At 50.8% G+C, this 10,562-nt stretch carries 8 protein-coding genes; 4 read left to right on the top strand and 4 right to left on the bottom strand.

Annotated elements, in window-relative coordinates:
• The 3 genes from WCO51_05010 to WCO51_05000 all read left to right on the top strand — a co-directional run.
• A partial coding sequence (locus WCO51_05010; protein ID MEI6512619.1) for a glycosyl hydrolase family 65 protein occupies nt 1–1,602 on the top strand: 1,602 nt, incomplete at its 5' end.
• Between the two features lie 4 nt (nt 1,603–1,606).
• Nucleotides 1,607–2,344 carry a metallophosphoesterase family protein gene (locus WCO51_05005; GenBank protein ID MEI6512618.1) on the top strand — a complete coding sequence of 246 codons (738 nt, stop codon included), beginning with the start codon at nt 1,607–1,609 and terminating at the stop codon, nt 2,342–2,344.
• A complete protein-coding gene (locus tag WCO51_05000; protein MEI6512617.1) occupies nt 2,344–4,422 on the top strand; it encodes an alpha/beta hydrolase in 2,079 nt (692 codons plus the stop codon). The genes WCO51_05005 and WCO51_05000 overlap by 1 nt, the downstream gene beginning before the upstream one ends.
• On the opposite strand, the gene WCO51_04995 is transcribed toward WCO51_05000, so the two are convergent.
• The gene (locus tag WCO51_04995) at nt 4,419–5,258 is read right to left on the bottom strand and encodes a tetratricopeptide repeat protein (GenBank protein ID MEI6512616.1); all 840 of its coding nucleotides are present in this window, start codon (nt 5,256–5,258) and stop codon (nt 4,419–4,421) included. The genes WCO51_05000 and WCO51_04995 overlap by 4 nt on opposite strands.
• Nucleotides 5,259–5,304: 46 nt before the next feature.
• Here WCO51_04995 and WCO51_04990 point away from each other — a divergent pair, with 46 nt between their 5' ends.
• Nucleotides 5,305–6,144, top strand: a complete 840-nt coding sequence (locus tag WCO51_04990; GenBank protein MEI6512615.1) for a tetratricopeptide repeat protein — start codon at nt 5,305–5,307, stop codon at nt 6,142–6,144.
• Here WCO51_04990 and WCO51_04985 read toward each other — a convergent pair.
• From WCO51_04985 to WCO51_04975, 3 genes are all read right to left on the bottom strand, one after another.
• Nucleotides 6,141–8,219 carry an alpha/beta hydrolase gene (locus tag WCO51_04985; GenBank protein ID MEI6512614.1) on the bottom strand — a complete coding sequence of 693 codons (2,079 nt, stop codon included), beginning with the start codon at nt 8,217–8,219 and terminating at the stop codon, nt 6,141–6,143. The two genes, WCO51_04990 and WCO51_04985, sit on opposite strands and share 4 nt — an antisense overlap.
• Entirely contained in the window at nt 8,219–8,956 is a 738-nt protein-coding gene (locus WCO51_04980; protein ID MEI6512613.1) for a metallophosphoesterase family protein, read from the bottom strand. Before WCO51_04980 ends, WCO51_04985 begins: the two co-directional genes overlap by 1 nt.
• A gap of 4 nt (nt 8,957–8,960) precedes the next feature.
• Nucleotides 8,961–10,562 (bottom strand): glycosyl hydrolase family 65 protein (locus WCO51_04975; protein MEI6512612.1); only part of this gene is annotated, 1,602 nt, incomplete at its 5' end.

The following is a 10,562-nucleotide window of genomic DNA, read 5'->3' as shown; positions in this document are numbered from 1 at the left end:
GCTGAGCAGAAAGGGAATATGGTCGTTGTCCAAGCTGAGTTAAACAACACGGTTCAGCCTGAATATTCCTCATGGACAGCAGCGCTCATCTCCAATATCAAGCCATCGGGAGTGGCTATCGGCGAGAATATCGTTGGTCCCGAGAGAACGGCAGGTAATGGTATCTCAGCCATCCTAAAGTTCCCTCTCGATCTTCAACCGGACGGAAGTGTGAGACTTGTAATTGGCGGTGACCTATCAGACCCCAATAAGGCTAAAGAAGTCGTCACGCGCGTAATGGCCAATTACGACAGTTTCTACAAAGAGAAGATGGATTGGTATAACCATATCGCGACCAACCTGACGAACGTGGATACCCCCGAACCAGTGCTCAACGATGCTTGGTTCTGGAGCAAAATGAGTTTGGACTGGATGACTACCACTTCCCCCATATTAGGCACAGGCGTGGTGGCGGGTTATCAGGATTTCCCGTGGTATTTCGGCGGAGACACGGACGTCTCGATTCCAGGCATGCTGATGGCGGGTTTGCATGAACAGGCAAAGGCAGCGCTGCTGATATTCGCGCCTATCGGTAAAGTCTCTCGGGGCCGGATACCCCATGAACTCATTCCGAACGGCTCTATCTACAGCCACGGCCACATCATGGAAACCACGCTTTGGGTCAAAGCAATATGGGAAACCTATATGTGGACCGGAGACGACAAGTTTTTGAAGGAGCTGTACCCCATCTGCATTGACGGCATGTTGGACTACGTCCTATCGCAGCCGAGTAGAGACGGTTTCATCCTGATGGAATATGAAGACTTACCTAACAGCAAGCGCGACAAAACGTGCCCTGCATATATCATTTCCGGCCTGGATGCCTTGGGTAAGATGGCCGTTAGGCTGGGCGATGCGGAAACCGCTAAGAAGTGCGCCTTTGAGAACGCTAAGTTCCGCTCACAGGTCGAGGATTTCTTCTGGAGTGAAGAATTCGGGGTCTATGCCACTTTCATCGATGATGACAATAAGCCATTGCTGCGCGATGACCGCGGTTGGCCCGCAGGCACATTCTGCGCGCCGGCGAGCGTAGCTTACGCAATGGCAGGAGATGCGTCACGAGTCAATCGGGCGCTCGATTATCTTGAACGACCCGAATACAACTCCGACTGGGGCCTTTATCTGAGCTGGAATAAAGACTGCCTGATGCCGATTACCCACGGCCAGGCAGCTATCGGCGAGTTCAACTATAACCGTCTTGAACAGGGTATGCGCTACGTTCGGGATATCGCGAAAACGACGCATCACTTCATGCCCGGCGCTTTGCCCGAATACACGACGCCTGATGGCGATCCGACGAAGTTTGACCCGATCTGGTGCTTCTGTCAGCTTTGGTCTGCGGCTAATTTAACCGAAGGGATGATGTGGGGCCTCCTGCATATCGAGCCTGACGCGGCTCGTAAGACCGTCACAATAACCCCAAGGCTGCCCAAGGGCTGGGATCGTATGGAGTTCACGAACATCATAGTTGGCGACACCCGATTTAACGTGAAAGTGGAAGGCGGCACTACTACCGTCACTTCAGTCAGTGGCCCCGAGTTGGACATAACCGTAAAGGAATAGTCGAATGCAAATTGTAGTCGTAGCCGATATACACGCCAACTATCGCGCGTTGAAAGCCGTTTTAGATAAGTACGAGAAAGCTGATGAGGTTTGGTGCCTTGGCGATATCGTCATGTGCGGCCCAATGCCTCAAACCTGTACAAAGCTAATCCGCGATCGATGCCGATACTCGGTGTTGGGCAACCACGATTCGGCACACGTGTCGCTGGTTAGACAAATTCCACAGGTCTGTCATGACGCCTATCCGCCTGAAGAGTGGCATCTGGAATATTTGGAAAACCTGCCGGTATCGGTGAAATTCGAGTCCGACGGCAGATCTTATTATCTTTCGCATGGTGGCGAGGAGCCAATCGATCGCCTTGTGCATTGGTTCAACCGTGAGCATTTTGAGCAGGCGCTGGAGTTCACCGGAACAGACGCGATTATGATAGGGCACTCTCATGTGGCGATGATCGAAAAGGTTGGGGATAAGTTCCTCATTAACGCAGGTACCGTTGGCCAGCCGACCGAGGGCGATTATCGGGCCCAGTGTATTGTTATCGAAGACGGCCAATTCCGACTCGATCGGGTTGAATACAATCTGGATGAACTCGCCGAAGATTATTCCAACTCACTCATGCCAAAAGAGCATGCCGACTATTACTTGCAGTGTACACGCCAAGGTTTTGTCACCAAACACGGCATCCGCCGAGGGCCTCTTTCCGATTCAGCAATAATTCCCGAAGTGTCAGAGGAAAAATAATGAAATACTCGAACCCATATCTTCCCCCATTACTAAAGTTTCTGGATGGGACACCAGTTAAAACAATTGAAGACTGGGAGAAACGCAGGAGTGAAATCCGAGAGTTGATGTGTCAATACTTTATTGGCACTGTCCCTGATACTCCGCCTGCGTTGCTTGCTGCCGAAGTGGTTGGCGAAGAAGCAAAAGGCAGCTCGACCATAAAGCGCGTTAAACTTACCTTTGATACTAAGAATAAGTTCAGTTGCGAGCTTACACTTTGGGTTCCTGAAGGTGATGGGCCTTTTCCGGTGGTGATGGTTCAACCGATCGAATACCAATATGGATGGGCAGAAGCAGCGTTGGCGCGAAGGTTTTTAGTTTGCTTGTATCCCGGTACTGATGGGTTCGATCCGCAGCCGGATTACCCAGGATACGAAAGTGTTTGGCGTCAACTCGTCGTTGAGTATCCCGAATTGGTTTGGACGGAGATAAGCGCAAAAGCTTGGTTGGCAGGACGGGCGCTGGATTATCTATTAGACCCCAAGTACGCGACAAAGGCAGCCGTGGGCAAAGTAGGGATCCTCGGGCACTCTCGACATGGCAAGCAATCGCTAATGGCGGCGGCGATGGATGAGCGGATCACTTCAGTTATGGCGCGCAGCCCAGGTTCGCCGGGGATTTGTCCTTATCGTTTCACTTCACGCCATAGCTTTGCCGAAACCCCGGAAGATTTCCCTTTTACTTTCCCGCACAACTGGTTCCGACTAGAACTTCGTGGATTTACCGGAAGAGAGAATGAGCTTCCGATAGATGCGCATGGCTGGGTGGGCTTAATTGCACCGCGGCACTGTATGGTTCATACGGCTCATCATGATGGCTGCGACCCGACATTTGCCGCCGAGCAGTCGTATCTTGAAGGCAAGACGGTCTATGAATTTCTAGGAAAGCCGGAGAACTTTCGCCTCGACTACAGAGAAGGCGCTCATGGCCCCATCACCGATGAGCATCGGCAGCACGATATGGACTGGTTCGAGCACTCATGGGGAATAAAGAAAAAAGAATATCCCGAAGTGCTCATCCACCATTTTGATTGGAAGCAGTGGAGATCGAAATTATCGGCAGAGGATTTGAAGGTTCCTGAAGGCAAGCGGGAGCGAATTTTGTGGGCGTTAGGACAGGAGCCAAAGATTGAATGGGATGGCAATCTCACCTTCACAAGTGATGCAGACAACTTGATGATGGAGCGCCGGCTGGCGGATTGCGGGACTGCCGTCAGCTTCGGTGAGAACGTGCACGGATATGTCCATTATGATAAGAGTATTAAGGAACCGATGCCGGTGATTATTTGGCTGCATCCTTACTCGTATCATAGCGGTTGCACCGAGAGCTATGGGGTTCAGGGAATGTCCCTTTATCAGCGTTTTACTGAAGCGGGTTTTTTGGTACTGGGCTTTGACCAAACCGGATGCGGGTTGCGATTGCTGGAGTGCCAAGATTTTTATCAGAAATACCCCAAGTGGTCGCGCCTTGGGCGGATGGTGCATGACGTAAAATCGGCTGTTGATTTTCTTGTGGAAGGTAAAGGGATAGCCAAAGAGCCTTTGCCCCCAATCGATAAGAACCGGCTCTTTTGCCTTGGCTATTCGATGGGCGGGATGGTCGGTTTGTATGCGACCGCTCTTGATGAGCGTATCAAAGCCGTTTCAGCGTTATGCGCTTTCACCCCGCTTCGCAACGATACGGACCAAAAATCCACTGGCGGCATTCGGCGTTTGTGGGAACTTCATTCTCTTCAACCGTTGTTAGGCCTCTATAACGGCTGTGAGAACGAGATTCCATACGATTTCGAGGATATTTTCGAGCTAATCGCTCCAAGACCTTGCCAAGTTACCGCCCCACAGCTCGATCGCGAGGCGGATTTAAAGGATGTTATCTCATGCGTTTCCAAAGCAGGGTCTGCGTGGGCAGTCCATAAGCTGCCTTATGGACTAAACTTTAATTCGCCTGTTGATTTCAATCGCTTCCAAGCCGACCAGCAACAAAAGTTTATCGAATGGACAAAATGGATGACGAGCATGGGGATTTTCGGCTCTTAACGTTGTACTCGTTTGTCGACGGCTTCTTGAGTTAGCTTTAGGAATTGCTTTGGCCCCTCGGGGATCCAGCCGCATTGAGCATACAGACTGTGCGCTTGCTGGAAGCACTCAAGAGCTTTCTGAAGACGACCCTGAAGCCGATAGACTCGGCCTAGTTGGTAGACCGCAAGCTGGTTGCTTGGGCAATAGTTGACGCTCTTTTCGAGGTAAAGCGCTGTCATTTCTAAGCCTTGTTTGGTAGGCTTGCCTTCCATCAGACCTCCGGGGGTCCGTTCACCACGGTAATACATGAATTGGGAGAGCATGAAGTCTATATCCATCGTCTGAACTTCTAAAGGTTCCAATAATCGGCCGCCGGTTGTGGTCTTGTAGGAGGTGATCTCAAAGGTTTTTTCGGAATAGATTGGCCTTACATAGATGTAGTCCGGACTTCTAACTAGCAGGCCTTGATCGCGGACCAAAGGGGTGGGTTTGGAGGCATCGACCAATATATGCCTGCCGGATGAGAGCTTGACGATTACGATTGTATGGCCATTGTTGGAGAATTTGCCCTCAGGCTTTTGATAAACCATCACTACACCGGCCTGCACTCCCATTTCCTGTAGCATCGATGCGATTAACGATGCCTGAAGGAAGCATTGACGCTCGCCGTAGCGCATGACATTTTTGAACTCATACCCTCTGACTACGCTAAAACGAGGAATGGTTTTCTTGATTAGTTTATAGAGCCAGATAGCCAGACGAGTTTCATCTTTGCTTCGTTGTCGAATGTCCTCAATATTTGCCATCTCTTCGCGCTGTGCTGCCAAAGCTTCGGCTAGTGTATGGTGTTCCATGCCCGGAAGCCGCATTCCTGATTAATCAGGAATGCGGCTTCCGGGCATGGAACACCATACACTAGCCGAAGCTTTGGCAGCACAGCGCGAAGAGATGGCAAATATTGAGGACATTCGACAACGAAGCAAAGATGAAACTCGTCTGGCTATCTGGCTCTATAAACTAATCAAGAAAACCATTCCTCGTTTTAGCGTAGTCAGAGGGTATGAGTTCAAAAATGTCATGCGCTACGGCGAGCGTCAATGCTTCCTTCAGGCATCGTTAATCGCATCGATGCTACAGGAAATGGGAGTGCAGGCCGGTGTAGTGATGGTTTATCAAAAGCCTGAGGGCAAATTCTCCAACAATGGCCATACAATCGTAATCGTCAAGCTCTCATCCGGCAGGCATATATTGGTCGATGCCTCCAAACCCACCCCTTTGGTCCGCGATCAAGGCCTGCTAGTTAGAAGTCCGGACTACATCTATGTAAGGCCAATCTATTCCGAAAAAACCTTTGAGATCACCTCCTACAAGACCACAACCGGCGGCCGATTATTGGAACCTTTAGAAGTTCAGACGATGGATATAGACTTCATGCTCTCCCAATTCATGTATTACCGTGGTGAACGGACCCCCGGAGGTCTGATGGAAGGCAAGCCTACCAAACAAGGCTTAGAAATGACAGCGCTTTACCTCGAAAAGAGCGTCAACTATTGCCCAAGCAACCAGCTTGCGGTCTACCAACTAGGCCGAGTCTATCGGCTTCAGGGTCGTCTTCAGAAAGCTCTTGAGTGCTTCCAGCAAGCGCACAGTCTGTATGCTCAATGCGGCTGGATCCCCGAGGGGCCAAAGCAATTCCTAAAGCTAACTCAAGAAGCCGTCGACAAACGAGTACAACGTTAAGAGCCGAAAATCCCCATGCTCGTCATCCATTTTGTCCATTCGATAAACTTTTGTTGCTGGTCGGCTTGGAAGCGATTGAAATCAACAGGCGAATTAAAGTTTAGTCCATAAGGCAGCTTATGGACTGCCCACGCAGACCCTGCTTTGGAAACGCATGAGATAACATCCTTTAAATCCGCCTCGCGATCGAGCTGTGGGGCGGTAACTTGGCAAGGTCTTGGAGCGATTAGCTCGAAAATATCCTCGAAATCGTATGGAATCTCGTTCTCACAGCCGTTATAGAGGCCTAACAACGGTTGAAGAGAATGAAGTTCCCACAAACGCCGAATGCCGCCAGTGGATTTTTGGTCCGTATCGTTGCGAAGCGGGGTGAAAGCGCATAACGCTGAAACGGCTTTGATACGCTCATCAAGAGCGGTCGCATACAAACCGACCATCCCGCCCATCGAATAGCCAAGGCAAAAGAGCCGGTTCTTATCGATTGGGGGCAAAGGCTCTTTGGCTATCCCTTTACCTTCCACAAGAAAATCAACAGCCGATTTTACGTCATGCACCATCCGCCCAAGGCGCGACCACTTGGGGTATTTCTGATAAAAATCTTGGCACTCCAGCAATCGCAACCCGCATCCGGTTTGGTCAAAGCCCAGTACCAAAAAACCCGCTTCAGTAAAACGCTGATAAAGGGACATTCCCTGAACCCCATAGCTCTCGGTGCAACCGCTATGATACGAGTAAGGATGCAGCCAAATAATCACCGGCATCGGTTCCTTAATACTCTTATCATAATGGACATATCCGTGCACGTTCTCACCGAAGCTGACGGCAGTCCCGCAATCCGCCAGCCGGCGCTCCATCATCAAGTTGTCTGCATCACTTGTGAAGGTGAGATTGCCATCCCATTCAATCTTTGGCTCCTGTCCTAACGCCCACAAAATTCGCTCCCGCTTGCCTTCAGGAACCTTCAAATCCTCTGCCGATAATTTCGATCTCCACTGCTTCCAATCAAAATGGTGGATGAGCACTTCGGGATATTCTTTTTTCTTTATTCCCCATGAGTGCTCGAACCAGTCCATATCGTGCTGCCGATGCTCATCGGTGATGGGGCCATGAGCGCCTTCTCTGTAGTCGAGGCGAAAGTTCTCCGGCTTTCCTAGAAATTCATAGACCGTCTTGCCTTCAAGATACGACTGCTCGGCGGCAAATGTCGGGTCGCAGCCATCATGATGAGCCGTATGAACCATACAGTGCCGCGGTGCAATTAAGCCCACCCAGCCATGCGCATCTATCGGAAGCTCATTCTCTCTTCCGGTAAATCCACGAAGTTCTAGTCGGAACCAGTTGTGCGGGAAAGTAAAAGGGAAATCTTCCGGGGTTTCGGCAAAGCTATGGCGTGAAGTGAAACGATAAGGACAAATCCCCGGCGAACCTGGGCTGCGCGCCATAACTGAAGTGATCCGCTCATCCATCGCCGCCGCCATTAGCGATTGCTTGCCATGTCGAGAGTGCCCGAGGATCCCTACTTTGCCCACGGCTGCCTTTGTCGCGTACTTGGGGTCTAATAGATAATCCAGCGCCCGTCCTGCCAACCAAGCTTTTGCGCTTATCTCCGTCCAAACCAATTCGGGATACTCAACGACGAGTTGACGCCAAACACTTTCGTATCCTGGGTAATCCGGCTGCGGATCGAACCCATCAGTACCGGGATACAAGCAAACTAAAAACCTTCGCGCCAACGCTGCTTCTGCCCATCCATATTGGTATTCGATCGGTTGAACCATCACCACCGGAAAAGGCCCATCACCTTCAGGAACCCAAAGTGTAAGCTCGCAACTGAACTTATTCTTAGTATCAAAGGTAAGTTTAACGCGCTTTATGGTCGAGCTGCCTTTTGCTTCTTCGCCAACCACTTCGGCAGCAAGCAACGCAGGCGGAGTATCAGGGACAGTGCCAATAAAGTATTGACACATCAACTCTCGGATTTCACTCCTGCGTTTCTCCCAGTCTTCAATTGTTTTAACTGGTGTCCCATCCAGAAACTTTAGTAATGGGGGAAGATATGGGTTCGAGTATTTCATTATTTTTCCTCTGACACTTCGGGAATTATTGCTGAATCGGAAAGAGGCCCTCGGCGGATGCCGTGTTTGGTGACAAAACCTTGGCGTGTACACTGCAAGTAATAGTCGGCATGCTCTTTTGGCATGAGTGAGTTGGAATAATCTTCGGCGAGTTCATCCAGATTGTATTCAACCCGATCGAGTCGGAATTGGCCGTCTTCGATAACAATACACTGGGCCCGATAATCGCCCTCGGTCGGCTGGCCAACGGTACCTGCGTTAATGAGGAACTTATCCCCAACCTTTTCGATCATCGCCACATGAGAGTGCCCTATCATAATCGCGTCTGTTCCGGTGAACTCCAGCGCCTGCTCAAAATGCTCACGGTTGAACCAATGCACAAGGCGATCGATTGGCTCCTCGCCACCATGCGAAAGATAATAAGATCTGCCGTCGGACTCGAATTTCACCGATACCGGCAGGTTTTCCAAATATTCCAGATGCCACTCTTCAGGCGGATAGGCGTCATGACAGACCTGTGGAATTTGTCTAACCAGCGACACGTGTGCCGAATCGTGGTTGCCCAACACCGAGTATCGGCATCGATCGCGGATTAGCTTTGTACAGGTTTGAGGCATTGGGCCGCACATGACGATATCGCCAAGGCACCAAACCTCATCAGCTTTCTCGTACTTATCTAAAACGGCTTTCAACGCGCGATAGTTGGCGTGTATATCGGCTACGACTACAATTTGCATTCGACTATTCCTTTACGGTTATGTCCAACTCGGGGCCACTGACTGAAGTGACGGTAGTAGTGCCGCCTTCCACTTTCACGTTAAATCGGGTGTCGCCAACTATGATGTTCGTGAACTCCATACGATCCCAGCCCTTGGGCAGCCTTGGGGTTATTGTGACGGTCTTACGAGCCGCGTCAGGCTCGATATGCAGGAGGCCCCACATCATCCCTTCGGTTAAATTAGCCGCAGACCAAAGCTGACAGAAGCACCAGATCGGGTCAAACTTCGTCGGATCGCCATCAGGCGTCGTGTATTCGGGCAAAGCGCCGGGCATGAAGTGATGCGTCGTTTTCGCGATATCCCGAACGTAGCGCATACCCTGTTCAAGACGGTTATAGTTGAACTCGCCGATAGCTGCCTGGCCGTGGGTAATCGGCATCAGGCAGTCTTTATTCCAGCTCAGATAAAGGCCCCAGTCGGAGTTGTATTCGGGTCGTTCAAGATAATCGAGCGCCCGATTGACTCGTGACGCATCTCCTGCCATTGCGTAAGCTACGCTCGCCGGCGCGCAGAATGTGCCTGCGGGCCAACCGCGGTCATCGCGCAGCAATGGCTTATTGTCATCATCGATGAAAGTGGCATAGACCCCGAATTCTTCACTCCAGAAGAAATCCTCGACCTGTGAGCGGAACTTAGCGTTCTCAAAGGCGCACTTCTTAGCGGTTTCCGCATCGCCCAGCCTAACGGCCATCTTACCCAAGGCATCCAGGCCGGAAATGATATATGCAGGGCACGTTTTGTCGCGCTTGCTGTTAGGTAAGTCTTCATATTCCATCAGGATGAAACCGTCTCTACTCGGCTGCGATAGGACGTAGTCCAACATGCCGTCAATGCAGATGGGGTACAGCTCCTTCAAAAACTTGTCGTCTCCGGTCCACATATAGGTTTCCCATATTGCTTTGACCCAAAGCGTGGTTTCCATGATGTGGCCGTGGCTGTAGATAGAGCCGTTCGGAATGAGTTCATGGGGTATCCGGCCCCGAGAGACTTTACCGATAGGCGCGAATATCAGCAGCGCTGCCTTTGCCTGTTCATGCAAACCCGCCATCAGCATGCCTGGAATCGAGACGTCCGTGTCTCCGCCGAAATACCACGGGAAATCCTGATAACCCGCCACCACGCCTGTGCCTAATATGGGGGAAGTGGTAGTCATCCAGTCCAAACTCATTTTGCTCCAGAACCAAGCATCGTTGAGCACTGGTTCGGGGGTATCCACGTTCGTCAGGTTGGTCGCGATATGGTTATACCAATCCATCTTCTCTTTGTAGAAACTGTCGTAATTGGCCATTACGCGCGTGACGACTTCTTTAGCCTTATTGGGGTCTGATAGGTCACCGCCAATTACAAGTCTCACACTTCCGTCCGGTTGAAGATCGAGAGGGAACTTTAGGATGGCTGAGATACCATTACCTGCCGTTCTCTCGGGACCAACGATATTCTCGCCGATAGCCACTCCCGATGGCTTGATATTGGAGATGAGCGCTGCTGTCCATGAGGAATATTCAGGCTGAACCGTGTTGTTTAACTCAGCTTGGACAACGACCATATTCCCTTTCTGCTCAGC

The organism is bacterium (assembly GCA_037131655.1).
Lineage (GTDB): Bacteria > Armatimonadota > Fimbriimonadia > Fimbriimonadales > JBAXQP01 > JBAXQP01.
The sequence above is the reverse complement of the archived record's forward strand: the minus strand, read 5'-3'. Positions and strand labels throughout refer to the sequence as shown.

Bases quoted from the DNA above. Each gene is read 5' to 3' on its own strand.
- WCO51_05005 (MEI6512618.1), top strand. From the start codon at position 1,607: ATGCAAATTGTAGTCGTAGCCGATATACACGCCAACTATCGCGCGTTG.
- WCO51_05000 (MEI6512617.1), top strand. From the start codon at position 2,344: ATGAAATACTCGAACCCATATCTTCCCCCATTACTAAAGTTTCTGGAT.
- WCO51_04995 (MEI6512616.1), bottom strand. From the start codon at position 5,258: ATGGAACACCATACACTAGCCGAAGCTTTGGCAGCACAGCGCGAAGAG.
- WCO51_04990 (MEI6512615.1), top strand. From the start codon at position 5,305: ATGGAACACCATACACTAGCCGAAGCTTTGGCAGCACAGCGCGAAGAG.
- WCO51_04985 (MEI6512614.1), bottom strand. From the start codon at position 8,219: ATGAAATACTCGAACCCATATCTTCCCCCATTACTAAAGTTTCTGGAT.
- WCO51_04980 (MEI6512613.1), bottom strand. From the start codon at position 8,956: ATGCAAATTGTAGTCGTAGCCGATATACACGCCAACTATCGCGCGTTG.